The following is a 19,892-nucleotide window of genomic DNA, read 5'->3' as shown; positions in this document are numbered from 1 at the left end:
CCAATCCCGACATTGTCGCGACAAGGTTTGGATGCTGGCGCCTCGCGGGGCCGGCCCCACACCGCGTTTCCGCAATGGCGCTGCAACGAAAGAACCGCGTGACCGATATTGCCCGCCTGACCGCCCTGATCGAACCCGAGGCCACCGCGCTCGGCTTCGAACTGGTGCGCGTGGCGATGGTGCCCTCGGAAGCGGGCGACGGCGGCATGGCGCTCCAGATCATGGCCGAGGACCCCGCGACCGGCCAGCTGGTGCTCGACCAGTGCGCCGCCCTCTCGCGCCGCATCTCCGACGCGATCGACGCCGCTGAGGAAGCGGGCGAGGAACTGGTCGAAGGCGCCTATCACCTCGAAGTCAGCTCGCCCGGCATCGACCGGCCGCTGACCCGCGACAAGGACTTCGCCAACTGGGCGGGCCACGAGGTCCGCATCGTCATGGACAAGGGCTATGATGGTCAGCGCGTCAACAAGGGCGTGCTCGGCGGCCTCGAGGATGGTATGGTCCTCGTCAAGGAAGTGAAGGCGGGCGACGTTCGCCTGCCGCGCGCCGCAATTCATTCCGCGAAGCTCGTCCTCACCGACGCGCTGATCGCCGCCACCCGCCCGCTGGACACCAGCGGGGCTGATGAACTCATCGAAGAAGATACAGAGAAGGCAGACGACTGATGAGTGCCATTTCCGCCAACAAGGCCGAACTCCTCGCGATCGCCAACGCGGTCGCCTCGGAAAAGATGATCGACAAGGCGATCGTCATCGAGGCGATGGAAGAGGCGATCCAGAAATCGGCGCGCAACCGCTACGGCGCCGAGAACGACATCCGCGCCAAGCTCGATCCCATGACCGGCGATCTGACGCTGTGGCGCGTGGTCGAGGTGGTCGAGGAAGTCGAGGACTACTTCAAGCAGGTCGATCTGAAGCAGGCCGAGAAGCTCCAGCCGGGTGCCAAGGTCGGCGACTTCATCGTCGACCCGCTGCCGCCGGTCGATCTCGGCCGCATCGACGCGCAGTCGGCCAAGCAGGTGATCTTCCAGAAGGTCCGCGATGCCGAGCGCGAGCGCCAGTACGAGGAATTCAAGGACCGCCAGGGCGAAGTCATCACCGGCGTGATCAAGTCGGTCGAATTCGGTCACGTGATCGTCAACCTCGGCCGCGCCGAGGGCGTGATCCGGCGCGACCAGCAGATCCCCCGCGAAGCCGCCCGCGTCGGCGAGCGAGTCCGCGCGCTGATCACCAAGGTCGAGCGCAATAACCGCGGCCCGCAGATCTTCCTCAGCCGCGCGCACCCCGACTTCATGAAGAAGCTCTTCGCGCAGGAAGTGCCCGAAATCTACGACAACATCATCGAGATCAAGGCAGCCGCCCGCGATCCGGGCAGCCGCGCCAAGATCGGCGTGATCAGCCGCGATTCGAGCATCGACCCCGTCGGCGCCTGCGTCGGCATGAAGGGCAGCCGCGTGCAGGCGGTGGTGCAGGAACTCCAGGGCGAGAAGATCGACATCATCCCGTGGAGCGAGGACACCGCGACCTTCGTGGTCAACGCGCTCCAGCCCGCCACCGTCAGCCGCGTCGTGCTCGACGAGGATGATGGCCGCATCGAAGTGGTGGTGCCCGACGACCAGCTGTCGCTGGCGATCGGTCGTCGCGGTCAGAACGTGCGTCTGGCGAGCCAGCTCACCGGCCACCAGATCGACATCATGACCGAGGAAGAGGCTTCCGAGAAGCGCTCCAAGGAATTCGCCGAGCGTTCGAAGATGTTCGAGGAAGAACTGGACGTCGACGAGACCCTCTCGCAGCTGCTGGTCGCCGAAGGCTTCGCCGAGCTGGAGGAAGTGGCCTATGTCGACCTCGCCGAACTCGCGAGCATCGAAGGCTTCGACGATGAACTCGCCGAGGAACTCCAGAGCCGCGCGCTCGAGGCGCTCGAGCGTCAGGAAGCCGCGCACCGCGAAGTGCGCCGTGGCCTCGGCGTCGAGGACGCGCTCGCCGAGATCCCGCACCTCACCGAGGCGATGCTGGTCACGCTCGGCAAGGCCGGGATCAAGACCCTCGACGACCTCGCCGATCTCGCCACCGACGAGCTGATCGCCAAGAAGCGCGAGGCCCCGCGCCGCCGCGCCGCGGCCGACGGCCCGCCGCAGCGCCGTCCGCAGCGCGAAAGCGACAAGGGCGGGGTGCTCGGCGAATACGGCCTCAGCGAAGAGCAGGGCAACGAGATCATCATGGCTGCCCGTGCACACTGGTTCGAGGACGAGCCCACCGAGGAGGCCGCCCATGCGGACTCCACCCAATGAGCGCCTGACGTCCGACATCGACGTGTCGCCGAGCTCCGCCAAGGCGGAGAGCGAGCGGCGCTGCATCCTCTCCGGGGCTTCCTCGGCGCGGGATACTCTGGTGCGTCTGGCGATATCGCCCGACGGACTGGTGTTGCCCGATGCCGCGGCCAAGGCTCCCGGGCGAGGGGCATGGATCGGCGTCACCCGGTCTGCGCTTGAAGATGCGCTGGCCGAGGGCCATCTCAGGAAGGCGCTGATGCGCGCCTTCAAGGGCGCGCCTCTCACCATTCCCGAGGATCTCCCCGCAAGGGTCGAGGCGGCGCTGGCGCGTCACCTGTGCGACCGGCTGGGGCTCGAACTGCGCAGCGGCAACATCGTGATGGGTTCCGCCCGGATCGAGGAGCAGGCACGGGGCGGGCGCATCGCGCTGCTTCTCCATGCGAGCGATTCCAGCGCGGACGGTCGCCGCAAGCTCGATCAGGCGTGGCGCGTGGGCACCGATGCCGAAGGCTCGGGTGCGCGCGGGCAGGTCTTGCCACTGGACCGCACCGCGCTGTCTGTGGCATTGGGCCGCGACAATGTGGTCCACCTGGGCGTCGCCGGCCACGCGGGCGACATGCGCGCGGCCGAACGCGTGCTTCAGGCGGTGTCCCGGCTGGTGCATTACGCCAGCAACGACCGGGCGAGCGCAACGAACGAAAGCGGCAGGGACACTCCCGGCCACGCTGACCAGCCGCAGGGCGGGGCAGCGCAAATCGACGAATACGTGAAGGACTGACGAGCGATAATGAGCGACGACAACGACAACCAGCGCATCCGCAAACCCCTGGGCCTCAAGCGCTCGGTGGATGCTGGCGAGGTCAAGCAGACCTTCAGCCACGGCCGCACCAACAAGGTGGTGGTCGAGGTGAAGCGCCGCCGCGTGCTCGGCAAGCCCGGCAGCGAGGGCGCCGCCCCGCCGCCGCCCGCCCCTGAACCGGTGGCTGCACCGCCCCCGCCGCCGCCCGCGCCTACCCCGGCTCCGCGCCCGGCCCGTCCCGCACCTGCGGGCGAGACCCCGCAGGAGCGCGTCAAGCGCCTCCAGCTCGAGGCCGAGGAAGAGCGCCTGCGCCTCGCCGAGGAAGCGCGCAAGCGCGAGGAAGCCGAGGCCCGCGAGCGCGAGGAGGAAGAGCGCCGCCGCGCCGAGGAAAACCGCCGCGCCGAGGAAGAGGCCGAGCGCCAGCGCGCCGAGGCCGCCAGTGCCGCGCCCGAACCGGAAGCCGCGCCCGCCGCGGAGGCTCCCGCTGCGCCCGCCGAGGCTGCCGCCCCGGCCGCGCGCACCGATGCCATGCCTGCCGCGCGCCGCTTCACCCCCGTGGAGCGGCCCGAGCCCAAGCGCCCCGCTGCCCCCGAGGTCAAGGGCAAGAAGAAGGAAGACGGCAAGCGCGCCGCGCCGATCGATTCGGGCAAGGACAACCGCCGCTCGGGCAAGCTCACCGTCACGCGTGCCCTCAACGAGGACGAAGGCCGCCGTGCGCGCAGCCTCGCCGCGCTGAAGCGCGCACGCGAGAAGGAGCGCCGCGGCCAGGGCGGCCCCAGCAAGCCGCGCGAGAAGCAGGTCCGCGACGTCGTCGTCCCCGAGGCGATCACCGTCGGCGAACTTGCCAACCGCATGGCCGAGAAGGGTGCCGACCTCGTGAAGGCGCTGTTCAACATGGGCATGATGGTCACGGTCAACCAGACCATCGATCAGGACACCGCCGAGTTGCTGGTCGAGGAATTCGGCCACAACATCACCCGCGTCTCCGCGAGCGATGTCGACATCGACACCAGCGCCGATGAAGATCCCATCGAGACGCAGAAGCCGCGTCCGCCGGTGGTGACGATCATGGGCCATGTCGACCACGGCAAGACCAGCCTTCTGGACGCCCTGCGCGGCACCGACGTGGTCAAGGGCGAGGCCGGCGGCATCACCCAGCACATCGGCGCCTACCAGATCACCACGAAGGACAAGTCGAAGATCACCTTCCTCGACACCCCCGGTCACGCGGCCTTTACCGAGATGCGGATGCGCGGTGCCAACGTCACCGACATCGTCATTCTGGTGGTGGCGGGCGATGACGGGCTGATGCCGCAGACCATCGAGGCGATCAACCACACAAAGGCGGCCGGCGTGCCGATGATCGTGGCGATCACCAAGTCGGACAAGCCCGAGTACAACCCGCAGAAGATTCGCGAGCGTCTGCTCGAGCATGAAGTCATCGTCGAGGCGATGAGCGGCGAGGTGCAGGACGTGGAGCTTTCGGCCAAGACCGGCGCGGGGCTCGACAAGCTGATCGAGGCGATCCAGCTCCAGGCCGAACTGCTCGAGCTGAAGGCGCGCCCCGACCGCGATGCCGAGGCGACCGTGATCGAAGCCCAGCTCGACAAGGGCCGCGGGCCGGTCGCGACCGTGCTCGTCACCCGCGGGACGCTCAAGCGCGGCGACAATTTCGTGGTCGGCACGCAAAGCGGCCGCGTGCGCGCGATCGTCGACGACAAGGGCCAGCAGCTCAAGGAAGCCGGTCCCTCGATGCCGGTCGAGGTGCTCGGTCTGGGCGGCGTGCCCTCGGCGGGCGACCAGCTCACCGTGGTCGAGAACGAACAGCGCGCCCGCGAGGTCGCCAAGTATCGTCAGGAAATCGCGACCGAAAAGCGCACCGCGCTGGCGCCGACCAACTTCGACACGATGTTCAGCAGCCTTGCCTCCAACGTCATCGAATATCCGGTGGTGGTGAAGGCGGACGTGCAGGGCTCGGTCGAGGCGATCGTCAACGCGCTCCACAACCTCTCGAACGACGAGATCAAGGTGCGCGTGCTCAACGCGGGCGTGGGTGCGATCACCGAGAGCGACGTGCTGCTGGCGGCGGCCTCGAAGGCGCCGATCATCGGCTTCAACGTGCGTCCCAACGCCAAGGCGCGCGACCTGGTGAAGCGCGACAACGTGCGGATGATGTATTACGACGTCATCTACCACCTCACCGACGCGGTCGCCAAGGAGATGGCGGGCGAGCTCGGTCCGGAGCGGATCGAAACCGTTGTCGGCCGTGCCGAGGTCAAGCAGGTCTTCCCGGCGGGCAAGAAGGACAAGGCGGCAGGTCTGCTGGTGCTCGAAGGCGCGATCCGCAAGGGTCTCTTCGCGCGTCTCACCCGTCAGGACGTTATCGTCTCGGCCACCAAGATCGCCTCGCTGCGTCGCTTCAAGGACGACGTGGACGAAGTCCGAGCAGGTCTGGAGTGCGGCGTGGTGCTCGAGGACACGAACGACATCAAGGCGGGCGACATGCTCGAAGTCTTCTCGGTCGAGGAGCGTGAGCGGACGCTGTGAGCCTCAACGACCCGCACTACCCCGAGGATGCCGGGCAGTCGCCGCACACGGCGCTGCTCGGCTCCGAGTTCGTGGGCTGGGACGAGGCTGCCCAGACCGCCACGATGCGCTTCACCGTCAAGCGCGAGGTCTGCACCTGGCGTGGCGGCGTGCAGGGCGGGCTGGTCGCCGGCTATCTCGATGATGTGATGGGCTATGCCTATGTCGCGGCCACCGGCGGCGTCATGGCGCCGCTCAATCTCGACATTTCGATGAGCCTCATCCGCCTCATCCCGGAAGGCGCGACCATCATCGGCAAGGGCCGGGTGGTGAAGGCGGGCCAGCGGGTGATCTTCCTCGAGGGCGAACTGATGGCGGAAGACGGGACGATCTATGCCCGCTCCACCTCCACCGCGATCCCGACCCCGCGCCCGACGCCGGAAACAACGGGGCTGCAACGCTGATGGCAAAGCAGCCCTTCACCGCCGAACAGCAATCGGTCCGCGTCCTCAAGGTGGGCGAGCGGGTGCGACATATCCTGTCCGAGCTGCTCGCGCGCGGCGAGGTGCATGACGACGTTGTGAGCGCGGCGCACATCTCGGTCACCGAGGTCCGGATGACGCCCGATCTGCGTCACGCGACGGCTTACGTGAAGCCGCTGCTGGGCGCTGGCGATGACGAGGTCGTCCACGCGCTGCGCCAGAACACCGCCTTCCTCCAGCGCGAGGTCGCCCAGCGGCTGGGGCTGAAGTTCGCGCCCAAGCTGAAGTTCCGCAAGGACGAGAGCTTCGCCGAGGCCGACCGGATCGAGGCGCTGCTGCGCGACCCCAAGGTGCTGCGCGATCTCGACGACGAGGACGCGGGCGAGGCCTAGCTCAGCCGCACTCGAAGGTCAGCTGCACCTTGTCCCACCGGCCCGCCGCGAGGTTTTCCGGGCTGATCCAGAACTGGTAGAGACCCATGTCGCCGAAGCGGAATTCGGGCAGGTCGTCATAGACGATCTGCAGCAGCAGGTGATCGCACATGTGATCGTAGCGGTTGGTCTGTCGGCATCCGCCGAGCCCGAACATCTGGTGCTGCCAGCTTGTCGGCAAGCGGTATTGTTCGTTGAGCAGAGCCAGCACCGCATCGGGGATTGCGGCGGCTGCGCGCTGATCGCCGGTGATCATGCGCCGGATCGTCGCATTGCGCACATCACGCAGGCTTAACGAGACATGGAAGCGGCACAGCTGTTCGAAGTCGCGGCGCGCCGTTTCCATCACTTCCTTGAGCAGAGCGGCTTCTTCGGCAGTCATCTCCGACCAGGGATCGCGGCCCGCGACGAAGGTTTCGAAGCGGGCGGCGAATTCCGCGAGCCCGCGGCCTTCGGCTTCGATCTTCGGAATGTCGGCGCGGTTGCGCTCTTCCCAGGCGCGCGAATCCGCCAGCGCCTTTTCGTCGAGCTCCGGTGCTGCGAGCAGGCGAGCCTGATATTCCTTTCCTTTCGCGATCGAACTCTCGCGTCCGGCGATGGCGCGGGGCACATAGGCCAATGCTGCCTGCAATTGTCGCAGGACCAGACCGGCGCCGTACCACCACATCGTCTCGGCCCCGGCGATCCCTTCGGTCAGACGTCCGCCCGTAGAGAACGCGTATTCGCGCCGCGGCGTGATGGCGGCGGACGCCGCGACCTGGGCGGCGTCGATGATCTCGAGATCGTCCTCGTCTTCGCTGACAGGTGGAAGGTCCTCGGGCAGGCGCATTCTCGCCGGTTCGACAGGCCAGAAGGGAAAGAGCGAATGGGTGAGCGGCGAGCGGACTTCGGGCAGCGGATAGCCGTCCTCCTCATAGGCGTGCGGCAGGTCGTCGGGGGCAGGGGTGGGCTGGTGATCGCCGGGCGGCACGTGCAGCACGGCGCCCTCGTTGATGAAGAAGGCCAGCGATCCCTCGCGGGGCAGCGGCGTGTCGGGGTTGGCAGCGGCGATCTCGGCAAGGTCGAGCTGCGCGACGAAGGGCAGGGGCACGCCGTTCTTGCCGCGCGGCCACGCCTGCCCGCCGAGCTTGGGCAGGCCGCCGAACCATGAGCGGTCATTGCTCCAGTCGCGGTCCTTGTCGCGGGCCTTGCGGATGATCGCGATCGGATCGACGCGCTGCCCATGCGGCGTGCCCCGGCGCTGCCATTCCGCGGCGAGCGACATCGCGCAGTCGGCGATGTCGTCGGTGAGGGTGAAATCGTCACCCAGCACCGCGCGCGCCTGCGCTTCGAGCGCGATCGTTTGCGGCTTGCGAGGCACGGTGGGTTCGGCTTCGGCAACCCGCAGCTCTGCCATCGCCGCCAGCCCGCGCCGCCTCGCGAGCGGGGCCACCGGCGTATCGATCTCCTCGTCCGGCGCAGGGCGCTCGGGCAGGGGCGGGAAGGCGGGGGCCGAGGGCCGCGGCAGCCGCAGCCCGAGCGCGTGACCCGCGCCGAGCGCTGCCACCATGCCCAGCGCGACGATCAGCAGCACCTTTCCGACCATGTCGACCAGCGGCAGGATCACCGCATCCAGCGCCGCCGCGACGAGTTCGCCCTTGGAGGTGTTGGGATAGGCCGAGACCGGCGCGAGCCAGACGAGCGCCGCCATCGCGCAGGAAAGCACGATAATCGCGCCGCCGCGCTTCATCTCCTCGAGCGTCTTGTCCATACCGGCCCTTTGCTACGTCACTCGGCGGGCCTTAGCAGGGTTATGGTTAAGCGGAGGCTAAATGCCTGCTTTCCCGCAAACTTAGCGGATCAGCGCGGCACCATCCGCGCTTTCAGGGTGATGTCGACCTTGTTGCCGACGATCAGCTGATAGCTCTTCATCCCGAAGTCGCGGCGGTCGATGGTGGTGGTGCCGGTGAAGCTGACCGGTCTGCCCGCCTGCGCCACCGGATCGGCATCGAAGGTGACGTCGAGCTTCGCGGGCCGGGTCACACCGCGCGCGGTGAGTTCGCCCGCCACGGTGCCGCGCGTCGCGCTCGCCAGCGTAAGCGATCGGCCGACGAAACGGATCGTGGGGTACTTCTCGACCCAGAAAAACTTCTCGCCGCGCAGCCGCGCCAGGGTCACGCTGTCGGGCGCTTCCAGCGCGGTCGCATCGAAGGTCACGTCGATCATCGCGCGTTCGGGAGCGCCGGGCACGATCGTCACGGCGCCCTGCATCCGGGGGAAGCGCGCGGTCTTGCTGGCGAGGCCGAAGAAGGGCACTTTCGCCGAGACATTGCTGGCGCTCGCATCGAGCGTATATCGCTGCGGCACGCTCGCCGCATTGGCCAGCACCATGATGGCCAGCAGCGGCAGCAGTGCCAGACGCAGGAGGCGGGTGCGAGGATTCATCACCTTTCCAATACGCATCAGGCGAGCAAAAAGGTTCAACTGAAGCCTCGCACGCGGCGCGGCGAGGGGTTAGGAGCCCCCTATGGCCAAGCTCTACTTCTACTACGCCAGCATGAACGCGGGCAAATCCTCGCACCTGTTGCAGGCGGACTTCAATTACCGCGAGCGCGGGATGGCGACGATGCTGTGGACGGCGGCGCTCGACAGCCGCTCGGAAGGGATGGTGCGCAGCCGCATCGGGCTCGAAAGCGGGGCGCACAGGTTCGCGCCAGAGACCGACCTGTGGGCAGCCATCAGCGCCGCGCACCGCGTGCAGCCGCTCGATTGCGTGATGGTGGACGAGGCGCAGTTCCTCAGCCCCGCGCAGGTCTGGCAGCTCGCCCGGCTGGCGGACGAGGCGGGCATTCCGGTGCTGTGCTACGGCCTGCGCACCGACTTCCAGGGCGCGCTGTTCCCGGGCTCCGCGGTCCTGCTGGGCATCGCCGACTCGCTGGTCGAGCTCAAGGGCGTGTGCCACTGCGGACGCAAGGCGACGATGAACCTGCGGGTCGACGAGACCGGCGCGGCGGTGCGCGAAGGCCGGCAGACCGAGATCGGCGGGAATGACCGCTATGTGGCGCTGTGCCGCAAGCATTTCTCCGAGGCCCTGAACGGATGAACGAACGGATGAGCGGGGCGCCCCTCTCGGGCTGGCTGATCCTAGATAAGCCGCGCGGGATGGGCAGCACGCAGGGCGTGAGCGCGGTCAAGCGCGTGTTGCGGCAGAACGGCTATCCGAAGACGAAGGTCGGGCATGGGGGCACACTCGATCCCCTAGCGGAGGGCGTTCTGCCGATCGCGTTAGGCGAGGCGACCAAGTTGGCCGGTCGGATGCTCGATAGCGACAAGATCTACGCCTTCACGATCCGCTTCGGCGAGGAGACCGACACTCTCGATACCGAGGGGCCGGTGATCGCGACCAGCGATGTGCGCCCGACGCTTGCCGAGGTGGAGGCGGTGCTGCCGCGTTTCACCGGGCCGATCGAGCAGGTGCCGCCTGCCTACTCGGCGCTCAGGGTCGATGGCCAGCGCGCCTATGACCTTGCGCGGGCGGGAGAGGCGGTGGAGCTGAAGGCGCGGGCGGTGACGATCCACTCCTTGTCCATTCGCCCTGAGCCCGTCGAAGGGCTGCACTTTTCTTCACGAGCGAAGGACGGGGCTTCGACACGCTCAGCCCGAACGGGGATTGGTGAGGTCACCCTCCTCGCCCACGTCTCCAAGGGCACCTACATCCGCTCTCTCGCACGCGACATTGCGCACGCGCTTGGCACCTGCGGCCACGTGACCTATCTGCGCCGCATCAAGGCCGGTCCGTTCCGCGAGGAACAGGCGATTTCGCTGGACAAACTGGAGGAAGCCGCTAAGGGCGCAGGCCTTGAACACCTCCTCCTGCCGCTGGAGGCAGGGCTGGACGACATCCCGGCCCTAAGCCTCGACCAGACAAGCGCGCAGGCGGTCCGACAGGGCCGGGTGCTGTCTGGCATGCCCCAATCATCCGGGCTCTATCTGGCGAAACTGGGCCCCGTTCCGGTCGCGCTGATGCAGATCACGGATGGGACGGCCACGGTCGTCAGGGGTTTCAACCTTCCCGATGTCGCTGAGTAGAAAGAGAATACTATGTCGGTGACCGCCGAAAAGAAGCAGGAAATCATCTCCTCGAACGCCCGTGATCCCAAGGACACCGGCAGCCCGGAAGTCCAGGTCGCGATCCTCACCGAGCGCATCCGCAACCTCACCGAGCACTTCAAGGATCACCACAAGGACAACCACTCGCGCCGCGGCCTTCTGATGATGGTGAACAAGCGTCGCACGCTGCTCGCCTACCTCAAGAAGAAGGACGTCGAGCGCTACAACGCCCTGATCCAGAAGCTGGGTCTGCGTAAGTAAGAGTTTCGCGTTGAAAGGCGGCTCGAGGGCCGCCTTTCTCGCATTTGGGGCCCGCAGACATCCGGTCTGCCGCGCCCCGGGGCCAGATCAGTGCCCCGCACCGGACCGGGACGGTCTTTTCCCCGGCACATGAGGCCCCGCCCGGCAATATGGCCGCGCGGGTCAGAAGGAAAACCAATGTTCGACACGAAAACCGTATCGCTGGAGTGGGGCGGAAAGACCCTCACTCTGGAAACCGGGCGTATTGCCCGTCAGGCCGATGGCGCCGTTCTGGCCACCTATGGCGAAACCGTGGTGCTCTGCGCCGTGACCGCCGCCAAGAGCGTCAAGGAAGGGCAGGACTTCTTCCCGCTCACCGTGCACTATCAGGAAAAGTTCTCGGCCGCCGGGCGCATCCCGGGCGGCTTCTTCAAGCGTGAACGCGGCGCGACCGAGAAGGAAACGCTCACCAGCCGCCTGATCGACCGTCCGATCCGCCCGCTCTTCCCCGAAGGCTTCTACAACGAGATCAACGTGATCGCGCAGGTCCTGTCGTTCGACGGCGAGACCGAGGCCGATATCGTCGCGATGATCGCGGCGTCGGCGGCGCTCACCATCTCGGGCGTGCCCTTCATGGGCCCGATCGGCGCTGCGCGCGTCGGTTATGTCGACGGCGAATATGTCCTCAACCCGAAGCAGGACAAGGCTCTCGCCGAAGGCCGTCTCGACCTCGTGGTCGCCGCGACCGACAAGGCCGTGATGATGGTCGAATCCGAGGCCAAGGAACTGACCGAGGACGAAATGCTCGGAGCGGTGATGTTCGCGCATGACGAGATCCGCAAGGTGATCGGCGCGATCGTCGAGCTGGCCGAGAAGGCCGCCAAGGATCCGTGGGACATCGATGTCAGCGACAACACCGCCGACATCAAGGCGAAGCTGAAGGAACTGGTCGGCGCAGACATCGCCGCGGCCTACAAGCTCACCGACAAGTCGGCGCGTTCCAACGCGCTGAACGAGGCGCGGGCCAAGGCCAAGGCGGCGTTTGCCGACGAAACCCCGCAGACCCAGATGGTCGCGATCAAGACCATGAAGAAGGTGGAAGCGGACATCGTGCGCACCGCCATCCTCAAGGAAGGTTCGCGCATCGACGGCCGCAAGCTCGATCAGGTCCGTCCGATCGAGGCGATCGTCGGCTTCCTGCCGCGCACCCACGGCTCGTCGCTGTTCACCCGCGGCGAGACGCAGGCGATCTGCACCACCACGCTCGGCACCAAGGATTCCGAGCAGATGATCGACGGTCTGGAAGGCCTGAGCTATTCCAGCTTCATGCTGCACTACAACTTCCCGCCCTATTCGGTCGGTGAAGTGGGCCGCTTCGGCGCCCCGGGTCGCCGCGAAGTCGGTCACGGCAAGCTCGCCTGGCGCGCGCTCAACCCCGTGCTGCCGAGCAAGGAAGACTTCCCCTACACCATCCGCGTTCTGTCGGACATCACCGAGTCGAACGGCTCGTCCTCGATGGCGACGGTCTGCGGCGGGTGTCTGTCGATGATGGACGCGGGCGTGCCGATCAAGGCGCCGGTGTCGGGCATCGCCATGGGCCTGATCCTCGAAGGTGACGAATTCGCCGTCCTCTCGGACATTCTGGGCGATGAAGACCACCTCGGCGACATGGACTTCAAGGTTGCCGGGACCGCCGAAGGCATCACCACGATGCAGATGGACATCAAGGTCGCCGGCATCACGCAGGAGATCATGGCCAAGGCGCTGGAACAGGCCAAGGCCGGTCGTCAGCACATCCTCGGCGAGATGGCCAAGGCCCTGACCGGTGCCCGCAGCGAAGTCAGCAAGCACGCGCCGCGCATCGAGACGATCCAGATCGACAAGTCGAAGATCCGTGACGTCATCGGCACCGGCGGCAAGGTGATCCGCGAGATCGTCGCCGAAACCGGCGCCAAGGTCGACATCGACGATGAAGGCGTGATCAAGATCTCGTCCTCGAACCTCGACGAGATCGAAGCCGCCAAGCGGTGGATCCTCGGCATCGTCGAGGAGCCGGAAGTGGGCAAGATCTACTCCGGCAAGGTCGTCAACATCGTCGATTTCGGCGCCTTCGTGAACTTCATGGGCGGCAAGGACGGTCTCGTCCATGTCTCCGAGATGAAGAACGAGCGTGTCGAGAAGCCGACCGATGTCGTCTCCGAAGGCATGGAAGTGAAGGTCAAGGTCCTCGAGATCGACAACCGCGGCAAGGTCCGCCTGTCGATGCGCGTGGTCGACCAGGAAACCGGCGAAGAGCTGGAGGACACCCGTCCGCCCCGCGAACCGCGCGAACCGCGCGGTGACCGTGGTGATCGCGGCGACCGTCGCGGGCCCAAGGGCGGACGCGGCGGAGACCGGGGCGGGCGTGACCGCGACCGCGGCGGCGACCGTGGCGGTCGTGATCGCGACAGCGGTCCGGCTGGCCTTCCCGACTTCCTGAAGGACTGATCGTCCGGGAGCGACAAACAAAAGCCCGCCGGGAGCAATTCCGGCGGGTTTTTTGTGTGCGGCTCGGCTAGGGGGCAGCGATGCTCAAACGCGAACTGATCGACACGACACAGATCGAGGACGGCGTCCTCCTCGAACTCTACAGCCATGGTCGCGATTTCATGATCGTGCTCGGGCGCAAAGAGCTGATGAGCACGCGCATGCGCTTTTCCGAGGAGCAGCTGGCCGAACTCACGCTCGACAAGCTCGGCAAGCCGAACGGGCGCATCCTGATTGGCGGTTACGGCATGGGCTTCACCTACCGCGCCGCCGCCGCGCGGATGGGCGACACGGCGCAGATCGTCATCGCCGAGATTTCCGAAAGCATCGTCGAATGGGCCAAGGGGCCGATGGCGGAGCTGACGGGCGAGAGCCTCTCGGACCCGCGTCTCGATCTGAAGATCTGCGATGTCGCCGCGCTGATCGATGATGCCAATGACGGGACTTGCGCCAAGTTCGACGCGATCCTGCTCGATGTCGATAATGGCCCCGACGGGCTGGTGCGCGATGCCAACAACCGGCTCTATTCGCGCACCGGGCTCGCCAAGGCGCGCGATGCGCTGAAGCCCGGCGGCATTCTCTCCGTGTGGTCAGCCGCGCCCGATCCGGCGTTCCGCAAGCGGCTGAAGGATGCAGGGCTCGAGGTCGAGGAACGCGGTATCCGTTCGCGCCCGAACAACAAGGGCGCGCATCACACCATCTGGTTTGCTCAGAAGTCGTAGACCAGCGTCACCCGGGTCAGCGTGTCGGTCTGCACCGCTCCGGGCGGCGGATTGCTGTCATATTCGATCGCATAGGAGAAACGCGCCGTCAGCTTGCTGCTGATCGTGGCGTTGAGGCCGGTGATCAGGTCGAGCGTCGTGTTGCGCGAATCGATGATGGCGATTGCCGATCCCCCCGCCTCGGCCACCGCATTGGTGTCCTGCGTCAGCTTCAGGCGGTCGGTGATGCTCCAGTCGAAATCGACCCCGATCAGCCCCGCGATGCGGCTTTCGACGCGCCCGTCGACGAAGTCGGTGACCCGGTAGGCGGGGCCGACCTTGAGCGCGAGCTGCACATCGTCCTTCTTGAGCGCCTGGTAGCCGATCCCGCCCGAGATCGCATAGCGCCCGGAAAAGCCCTGGAACCGGTCACGCTCGTACTGCGCAAGCGCATAGGCGTAGAAGCGGTCGGAGATCTTCACGTTGGGCTCGTAGCGGGCGAGGAACTGCTCGCGTGTGGTCACCCCGTTGGCGCGCTGGTAATCGACTCGCCCGGTCAGGTTGTGGCGCCAGGCGATGCCCTTGCGCGAAACGGCGAGGCCAGTGGTGATGCCGGTGTTCGAGCTGTTGCCGGTGGCACGGAAGGCGCCGAATTCGCCCTTGCCCGACCAGTTGTCGAACAGGCCGGCCGAACGGATCTTTGCCAACTTTGCCTCGGCCTCTGCCTGCTTGCGCGCGGCGACCGCCGTCTCGAACTCCGCGAGCATGGCATCGATCTCGGCCACGTCGGCCGGGTTGGCGACGCGCGCCAACTCGGCCACGGTGCGCACCTTGCCCTCGTCGCCGGTGGCGATCGCGGCATCGATCATCGCGCGCACCGCTTCAGGCAGCGCCGCGCTGGCCGCGCCGTGCGACACCAGCAGCGCGGCGGCAGCGAGCACGCCGAGACGGCCGGACAATCCCGTCATCGCCGATTTCCCTGAGCTGCCGGTTCAGCGCACCCGCGGACCGCCGAAAGGCAGCGGCGGGGGCGGGCGGCGCACGCCGCGCGGCAGCTGGGCCTGATAGGCGCGGCCGCAATGCTCGACGCAATAGGGGAAGCCCGGGTTCACCGGCTCGCCGCAGAAATGGAAATCAGGTTCGCCCGGATGGCCCATCGGCCAGCGGCACACCTTGTCCGACAGGTCGAGCAGGCTGGTCTTGCCCGCGATCTCCGGGCTGGGCTTGGCCGGCACGAGGCGGCGCGGCGGTGCCGGCGGGATCGGAGCCTGCTGGTCGCCCGGGCCCTGACGCAGGAAGCCGCCGGGGCCGACCGAGACGATCTTCGGCAGATCGGCGGCGGGCGCAGGGGCGGCGGCCTGTGCGGGGGCGGCGCTGTCTGCCGGAGCCTCGCTGCGCACCGGCTGCGCTGTCGGGCGCGGGGCGGGCCGCTCCGCCGCTTCGACCGGAGGGCTGACCCTTTCCGTCGGCTCGGCAGGACGCGCGGGCGCAGCCGGGGCGGGCTTCTTGACGGCGGGCGCGGCCTTCTTCTTCTCGTTCGCCTTGACCGGCGAGGGACGTGCCTTCAGCCCGAGGCGGTGTGCCTTGCCGATCACCGCGTTGCGGCTCACGCCGCCCAGTTCGGTGGCGATCTCGCTGGCAGTCGCGCCGCCTTCCCACATCTTCCTGAGCGTTGCGATGCGCTCGTCCGTCCAGCTCATATGTTCTACCTGTTCCTGTGTCCGGCGCCTGCCCGGGTGGAGCGTGCTTGTCAGGAACGTGCCCCGGGCCTAGGCACCTCGGCCATGGCCCACGACATTCCTGCAAACCCGCCCGGCAAGGCCGCTCCCGTGACCGAATTGACGGATGATGACAAGACCGGCGGGAGCATCCGGTTCACCCCGCGCGGCCAGCCCGTCATCACCGGGATCAATCGCGTGGGGCTCTCGGCGCTCTATATGAAGGAGGTCCGCCGTTTTCTCAAGGTCCAGACGCAGACGATCTGGGCTCCGGCCTTCACCACGCTGCTGTTTCTGGTGATCTTCAGCGTCGCGCTGGGGCGGCAGGGGCGCGAGGTGCTGGGCGTGCCCTTCGCCAGCTTCGTCGCGCCGGGGCTGATCGTGATGGCGATGATGCAGAACGCCTTCGCCAATTCCAGCTTCTCGCTGCTCGGGGGCAAGATCCAGGGCACCATCATCGATTACCTGATGCCGCCGCTTTCGCCGGGCGAGATGATGGCGGGGATCCTCGGGGCGGCGGTCACCCGTGCAGTGGCAGTCGGCCTTGCGGTCGCGGCGGCCATGCTGCTGTGGCCGGGGGTGTCGCTCGGCATGGCGCATCCCTGGGCGGTCGTGTGGTTCGGCCTCATGGGATCGCTGATGCTGGCGACGATCGGTCTCGCCACATCGGTCTGGGCCGAGAAGTTCGATCACAACGCGGCCGTCTCCAATTTCGTGATCGCGCCGCTCTCGCTGCTGTCGGGCACCTTCTACGTGATCGAGAACCTTCACGGCGTGTTCCAGACCGTGAGCCGCCTCAACCCGTTCTTCTATGTGATCTCGGGCTTCCGCTACGGGTTCCTCGGAGCGAGCGACATCGGCGGGGCGGGGCAGGTGCTGGCGGCGGCGGGCGGCCTGCTGGTGCTCAACGCGGTTCTGGCTGGCTCGGTCTTCGCGCTGTTGCGCAGCGGGTGGAAGCTCAAAAGCTGAGGCTGCAATGATTTCGTTTCCGGGCAGCAGGCCTGCAAGGCCGAACGGCCGCCCGCAGCGGGCGCAGCTTCGCTGCGCGCATAGCGAGGATGCCGTCCCCGAGGGGACGGCGCAGACAAATCAGTGCGTGAGCGAGCGCCGCATCCGGTAGCGGCCGTCCTTGAAGCTCTCGAACAGCTGCCTCACGGTCGGGTGATCCACCGGCCCGCCTTCCGCATCGGCGACGAGATTCCCCTGGCTCACATAGGCGACGTAGGACGAATCCTCGTTCTCGGCGAGCAGGTGGTAGAAGGGCTGGTCGCGCCGCGGGCGGATGTCCTCGGGGATCGACTGGTACCATTCCTCGGAATTGGCGAAGACCGGATCGATGTCGAAAACCACGCCCCTGAAGGCGAACAGGCGGTGACGGACCACATCGCCGATGCCGAAGCGGGCGCGGGTCTGGCGCGGCGCGATGATGGTGCGACCGGCCTGGCTCGAGAAGAACTCTGCGCGTTCCATGCGGGCAATATGGACCTTTGATCGCGCAAAACAAGCACGGGTCTTTCGCGGGTGCGAGATATGCCCGCATTTTGTGTGCGAGCGGGTCTTGGCAAGCCCTGCGGCTTGGGCTAACGGGCGCGCTTCCCGCCGCCCGCCGCCTTCGACCAGGTGGCCCATTCACGGGCGCGACGGGCCTCGCGGAGAGGTGGCAGAGTGGTCGAATGCGCCGCACTCGAAATGCGGTTTACCGGCAACGGTAACGTGGGTTCGAATCCCACCCTCTCCGCCAGTCACCCTTCCGCAAGCGTCCAAAAAACCGCTGTTTTCCTTGATTTTTGGCCATTTCGTGCTAGAGATTGTTCTGCATTTGTTTCGATATTTCCGCATGCATCCGCAACGATTGGGGGCATTTCTGGGGGCATCGAAACGCAGTTTTGGGGGCACAGATGCTCAGCGAAATGGCAGTCCGGCAAGCGAAGGCGAAGGACAAGGATTACAAGCTCTCCGATTCTGAAGGGCTCTATCTGTTCGTGGCCAAATCTGGCCGTCGAAGCTGGCGTCTAAAGTACCGTTTTGCGGGGAAGGAGCGACGGCTGATCTTGGGTGCCTATCCCGAGTTGTCGCTGAAGGAAGCGCGTGACAGGAAGTGTGATGCTCGCAAGCTCCTTGCGGAAGGGAGGGACCCCGGTCTCGAAGCAAAGAAGGCAGCCATTGCGCGAGCTATGTCAGCGTCAAACACCTTCGAGGTTGTGGCGCGCAATTGGTTTGCACTTCAGGAAGATCGGTGGACGCCTGTCCACGCAAGGGACGTAATCTCCAGCTTGGAAAAGGAGGTGTTTCCGTGGATCGGCGGCTTGCCAATCGCTGAGCTTGATGAGCCGATCGTGCTTTCCGTACTCAGAAAGATTGAAAAGCGAGGGGCCATCGAGACGGCTCATCGCGTACGCCAACGCATGTCAGCCGTTTTCGTGCAGGCGATTGCTGAAGGGCTTGCGGCGAGGGATCCGGCCGCTGTGGTGGGCAAAGCCCTCAAGCCCGTACCACGTGGACGCAAGCGGCCTGCAATTGTGAGCATCGAAGCGCTTCACGACATGATCCGCAAAACGGAAGCGGAACTGGCTTCGCCGCTCACTAAGCTCGCATCGCGTTTCGCGGCACTGACGGCTCAGAGACTTGGGGCCATCAGAAGCATGGCATGGGGCGAGTTCGAAAACATCGACTGGGATGGAGACGGGCTGTGCCCCGAGGCTCTTTGGCGTGTTCCTGCAGGTCACATGAAGTTGGCAAATGACTTGAAGCAGGACGAGAAGTTCGATCACCTGGTGCCACTGGCGCCTGAGACCGTTGCTGTCTTGCGGGCGGCCAAGCAGCTCACCGGGCGGGGACCCATTGTATTCCCGAGCAACCGGAGCGCCCGAGTTCCGATGAGCGAAAATACGCTGAGCTATTTCTACAACCGCTGCGGATATCAGGGCAGGCATGTGCCGCATGGCTGGCGGGCATCATTCTCGACGATCATGAATGAGTGGGCCGAGAGGAACGGAACGGCGAGCGACAGGCTGGTCATAGATCTGATGCTTGCCCACATTCCAGAAGGGGTGTCGGGCTCTGAAGGTGCCTACAATCGAGCGGCATTCCTTGAGCGTCGCCGGGAAATCGCCGAGGTGTGGGCGAAGATGTTGTTCGAAGGCTTTCCAGAGCCGTCGAAGCTATTGGGGCTTCCCGCACGCTAGGCGCACCCAATCCAGTCGGCCTTGATGCGATCTGCCGCCGTTGAAATGCCGTCGACGATGACGTTTTTGCCAACGAGGGTTTGGTCGACATCCAGCGCGTCGACGATCCAGGTCTGCGCATCGGGAGTCGTGAGAAGGAGGCTTCGCGCTCATTTCGTCAGTCGACCTGATAAGCGTTTCCGCTGGGTGCTCACCGTAAACCGTCCCCTGTCAAAGCTTCCATCGCCGAAGCACGTTGCGCACGTAGGCTGGCGTTTCGCCGTTCCGCGGAATGCCGCCAGCTTTGCTGACTGCTCCGGGCCCGGCGTTGTAGGCTGCCAAGGCGAGGTGCACCACTCCGAAACGATCCAGCATCTGCCGAAGATATCGGGCGGCACCGTCGATATTTGCAACAGGATCGAAGCGGTTGGCCACGCCGAGCTCTCTGGCGGTGGCCGGCATCAGTTGGCCGAGGCCCGCTGCTCCGACACGGCTGACGGCCAATGGATTGTATCTGGATTCCGTCCAGACGAGCGCGTCGAGCAAGCCCGGGGGCAAGGCGTACTTTGCTTCGGCTGCATAGACGTGGGGCAAAAAACTCGCTCTCCGAAAGCTCGACGTGCTCGTTCTGGCGGCATGCTTGTAGCGGGGCGAAAGGTCGTCACGTGGTGCGGCGCCGATATCGAAGTTGGCGGGCGTAGCCTCATCATGAGTGCGCCATAGTCCATGTTCGACCAGCTGGAACCCGTTTGAAGCCTCCGCGATCCGGACGCCGCTAGCGGAATGTCTGGATACCTCCTGATCAGGTGATCGCTCTTCTTCTTGCGCGTTGACCGGGAAGCCGAGCGCAGTTGTGAGGCAGGCGCTGGCGAAGAACAGGATTTTTGGGGTCATTGCTCGATCCTCGATGGCCGACTCAGCTAAGAACATATATAGAACATAGC

The 19,892-nt window shown here is 66.1% G+C and carries 19 protein-coding genes, 1 tRNA gene and 1 pseudogene; 14 read left to right on the top strand and 7 right to left on the bottom strand.

Features of this window, described 5'->3' with window-relative positions; genetic code table 11:
- Positions 1–98: 98 nt before the first annotated feature.
- Genes rimP through rbfA form a run of 6 tightly spaced genes read left to right on the top strand, consistent with a single transcriptional unit; the run spans position 99 to position 6,471 of the window.
- Positions 99–665: a ribosome maturation protein RimP gene (gene rimP, locus CBR61_RS14580; RefSeq protein ID WP_088915647.1), complete on the top strand. Its 567-nt coding sequence runs from the start codon at positions 99–101 to the stop codon at positions 663–665.
- A complete protein-coding gene (gene nusA, locus CBR61_RS14575; protein ID WP_088915028.1) occupies positions 662–2,290 on the top strand; it encodes a transcription termination factor NusA in 1,629 nt (542 codons plus the stop codon). The genes rimP and nusA overlap by 4 nt, the downstream gene beginning before the upstream one ends.
- Positions 2,271–3,050, top strand: coding sequence for a DUF448 domain-containing protein (locus CBR61_RS14570; protein WP_088915027.1), 780 nt, complete (start codon positions 2,271–2,273; stop codon positions 3,048–3,050). Before nusA ends, CBR61_RS14570 begins: the two co-directional genes overlap by 20 nt.
- Positions 3,051–3,059: 9 nt before the next feature.
- Complete coding sequence (gene infB, locus CBR61_RS14565; protein WP_088915026.1) at positions 3,060–5,618, top strand: translation initiation factor IF-2; 2,559 nt, start codon at positions 3,060–3,062, stop codon at positions 5,616–5,618.
- On the top strand, positions 5,615–6,061 hold the full coding sequence (locus tag CBR61_RS14560) for a PaaI family thioesterase (protein ID WP_088915025.1): 447 nt from the start codon (positions 5,615–5,617) through the stop codon (positions 6,059–6,061). The genes infB and CBR61_RS14560 overlap by 4 nt, the downstream gene beginning before the upstream one ends.
- Positions 6,061–6,471: a 30S ribosome-binding factor RbfA gene (gene rbfA / locus CBR61_RS14555; RefSeq protein WP_088915024.1), complete on the top strand. Its 411-nt coding sequence runs from the start codon at positions 6,061–6,063 to the stop codon at positions 6,469–6,471. Before CBR61_RS14560 ends, rbfA begins: the two co-directional genes overlap by 1 nt.
- 1 nt (position 6,472) lies before the next feature.
- Here the strand turns inward: rbfA and CBR61_RS14550 are convergent, their stop codons facing one another.
- Positions 6,473–8,260, bottom strand: a complete 1,788-nt coding sequence (locus tag CBR61_RS14550) for a DUF1963 domain-containing protein (RefSeq protein ID WP_088915023.1) — start codon at positions 8,258–8,260, stop codon at positions 6,473–6,475.
- Positions 8,261–8,349: 89 nt separating this feature from the next.
- The gene (locus CBR61_RS14545) at positions 8,350–8,934 is read right to left on the bottom strand and encodes a YceI family protein (protein WP_233996751.1); all 585 of its coding nucleotides are present in this window, start codon (positions 8,932–8,934) and stop codon (positions 8,350–8,352) included.
- Between the two features lie 82 nt (positions 8,935–9,016).
- On the opposite strand from CBR61_RS14545, the gene CBR61_RS14540 reads away from it, so the two are divergent.
- The 5 genes from CBR61_RS14540 (at position 9,017) to CBR61_RS14520 (ending at position 14,087) form a co-directional block, all read left to right on the top strand.
- Positions 9,017–9,592, top strand: a complete 576-nt coding sequence (locus CBR61_RS14540; protein WP_088915022.1) for a thymidine kinase — start codon at positions 9,017–9,019, stop codon at positions 9,590–9,592.
- Positions 9,593–9,600: 8 nt separating this feature from the next.
- Positions 9,601–10,578: a tRNA pseudouridine(55) synthase TruB gene (gene truB / locus CBR61_RS14535; RefSeq protein WP_088915645.1), complete on the top strand. Its 978-nt coding sequence runs from the start codon at positions 9,601–9,603 to the stop codon at positions 10,576–10,578.
- Between the two features lie 12 nt (positions 10,579–10,590).
- Complete coding sequence (rpsO, locus tag CBR61_RS14530; RefSeq protein WP_067403000.1) at positions 10,591–10,860, top strand: 30S ribosomal protein S15; 270 nt, start codon at positions 10,591–10,593, stop codon at positions 10,858–10,860.
- Positions 10,861–11,037: 177 nt separating this feature from the next.
- Complete coding sequence (pnp, locus tag CBR61_RS14525; protein ID WP_088915021.1) at positions 11,038–13,326, top strand: polyribonucleotide nucleotidyltransferase; 2,289 nt, start codon at positions 11,038–11,040, stop codon at positions 13,324–13,326.
- Between the two features lie 80 nt (positions 13,327–13,406).
- Positions 13,407–14,087, top strand: a complete 681-nt coding sequence (locus tag CBR61_RS14520; protein WP_088915020.1) for a spermidine synthase — start codon at positions 13,407–13,409, stop codon at positions 14,085–14,087.
- Here the strand turns inward: CBR61_RS14520 and CBR61_RS14515 are convergent.
- Positions 14,075–15,034 carry a DUF481 domain-containing protein gene (locus tag CBR61_RS14515; protein ID WP_088915019.1) on the bottom strand — a complete coding sequence of 320 codons (960 nt, stop codon included), beginning with the start codon at positions 15,032–15,034 and terminating at the stop codon, positions 14,075–14,077. The genes CBR61_RS14520 and CBR61_RS14515 overlap by 13 nt on opposite strands.
- Positions 15,035–15,058: 24 nt before the next feature.
- The gene (locus tag CBR61_RS14510; RefSeq protein WP_088915018.1) at positions 15,059–15,766 is read right to left on the bottom strand and encodes a GcrA family cell cycle regulator; all 708 of its coding nucleotides are present in this window, start codon (positions 15,764–15,766) and stop codon (positions 15,059–15,061) included.
- 84 nt (positions 15,767–15,850) lie between these two features.
- On the opposite strand from CBR61_RS14510, the gene CBR61_RS14505 reads away from it, so the two are divergent.
- Entirely contained in the window at positions 15,851–16,753 is a 903-nt protein-coding gene (locus CBR61_RS14505; protein ID WP_088915017.1) for an ABC transporter permease, read from the top strand.
- A 120-nt stretch (positions 16,754–16,873) separates the two neighbouring features.
- On the opposite strand, the gene hspQ is transcribed toward CBR61_RS14505, so the two are convergent.
- Entirely contained in the window at positions 16,874–17,254 is a 381-nt protein-coding gene (gene hspQ / locus CBR61_RS14500) for a heat shock protein HspQ (RefSeq protein WP_088915016.1), read from the bottom strand.
- Positions 17,255–17,435: 181 nt separating this feature from the next.
- On the opposite strand from hspQ, the gene CBR61_RS14495 reads away from it, so the two are divergent.
- Together CBR61_RS14495 and CBR61_RS14490 are read left to right on the top strand one after the other, a co-directional pair.
- Positions 17,436–17,525 (top strand) — tRNA-Ser (locus CBR61_RS14495).
- 157 nt (positions 17,526–17,682) lie between these two features.
- Positions 17,683–18,969: a tyrosine-type recombinase/integrase gene (locus CBR61_RS14490; RefSeq protein ID WP_088915015.1), complete on the top strand. Its 1,287-nt coding sequence runs from the start codon at positions 17,683–17,685 to the stop codon at positions 18,967–18,969.
- On the opposite strand, the pseudogene CBR61_RS17320 reads toward CBR61_RS14490, so the two are convergent.
- Positions 18,966–19,103 (bottom strand): annotated as a pseudogene (locus tag CBR61_RS17320) (DUF5818 domain-containing protein); the annotation flags it as partial. The gene CBR61_RS14490 and the pseudogene CBR61_RS17320 sit on opposite strands and share 4 nt — an antisense overlap.
- A gap of 76 nt (positions 19,104–19,179) precedes the next feature.
- On the bottom strand, positions 19,180–19,842 hold the full coding sequence (locus tag CBR61_RS14485; protein ID WP_088915644.1) for a lytic transglycosylase domain-containing protein: 663 nt from the start codon (positions 19,840–19,842) through the stop codon (positions 19,180–19,182).
- Positions 19,843–19,892 lie beyond the last annotated feature (50 nt).

The organism is Porphyrobacter sp. CACIAM 03H1 (assembly GCF_002215495.1).
GTDB lineage: Bacteria > Pseudomonadota > Alphaproteobacteria > Sphingomonadales > Sphingomonadaceae > Erythrobacter.
This window is presented reverse-complemented; position numbering and strand designations above follow the sequence as displayed.

What these genes read in the sequence shown, in the direction of transcription:
- CBR61_RS14570 (WP_088915027.1), top strand. Translation starts at nt 2,271, where the DNA reads ATGCGGACTCCACCCAATGAGCGCCTGACGTCCGACATCGACGTGTCG.
- infB (WP_088915026.1), top strand. Translation starts at nt 3,060, where the DNA reads ATGAGCGACGACAACGACAACCAGCGCATCCGCAAACCCCTGGGCCTC.
- rbfA (WP_088915024.1), top strand. Translation starts at nt 6,061, where the DNA reads ATGGCAAAGCAGCCCTTCACCGCCGAACAGCAATCGGTCCGCGTCCTC.
- CBR61_RS14550 (WP_088915023.1), bottom strand. Translation starts at nt 8,260, where the DNA reads ATGGACAAGACGCTCGAGGAGATGAAGCGCGGCGGCGCGATTATCGTG.
- CBR61_RS14545 (WP_233996751.1), bottom strand. Translation starts at nt 8,934, where the DNA reads ATGAATCCTCGCACCCGCCTCCTGCGTCTGGCACTGCTGCCGCTGCTG.
- CBR61_RS14540 (WP_088915022.1), top strand. Translation starts at nt 9,017, where the DNA reads ATGGCCAAGCTCTACTTCTACTACGCCAGCATGAACGCGGGCAAATCC.
- truB (WP_088915645.1), top strand. Translation starts at nt 9,601, where the DNA reads ATGAGCGGGGCGCCCCTCTCGGGCTGGCTGATCCTAGATAAGCCGCGC.
- rpsO (WP_067403000.1), top strand. Translation starts at nt 10,591, where the DNA reads ATGTCGGTGACCGCCGAAAAGAAGCAGGAAATCATCTCCTCGAACGCC.
- pnp (WP_088915021.1), top strand. Translation starts at nt 11,038, where the DNA reads ATGTTCGACACGAAAACCGTATCGCTGGAGTGGGGCGGAAAGACCCTC.
- CBR61_RS14520 (WP_088915020.1), top strand. Translation starts at nt 13,407, where the DNA reads ATGCTCAAACGCGAACTGATCGACACGACACAGATCGAGGACGGCGTC.
- CBR61_RS14515 (WP_088915019.1), bottom strand. Translation starts at nt 15,034, where the DNA reads ATGACGGGATTGTCCGGCCGTCTCGGCGTGCTCGCTGCCGCCGCGCTG.
- CBR61_RS14510 (WP_088915018.1), bottom strand. Translation starts at nt 15,766, where the DNA reads ATGAGCTGGACGGACGAGCGCATCGCAACGCTCAGGAAGATGTGGGAA.
- CBR61_RS14505 (WP_088915017.1), top strand. Translation starts at nt 15,851, where the DNA reads ATGGCCCACGACATTCCTGCAAACCCGCCCGGCAAGGCCGCTCCCGTG.
- hspQ (WP_088915016.1), bottom strand. Translation starts at nt 17,254, where the DNA reads ATGGAACGCGCAGAGTTCTTCTCGAGCCAGGCCGGTCGCACCATCATC.
- CBR61_RS14490 (WP_088915015.1), top strand. Translation starts at nt 17,683, where the DNA reads ATGCTCAGCGAAATGGCAGTCCGGCAAGCGAAGGCGAAGGACAAGGAT.
- CBR61_RS14485 (WP_088915644.1), bottom strand. Translation starts at nt 19,842, where the DNA reads ATGACCCCAAAAATCCTGTTCTTCGCCAGCGCCTGCCTCACAACTGCG.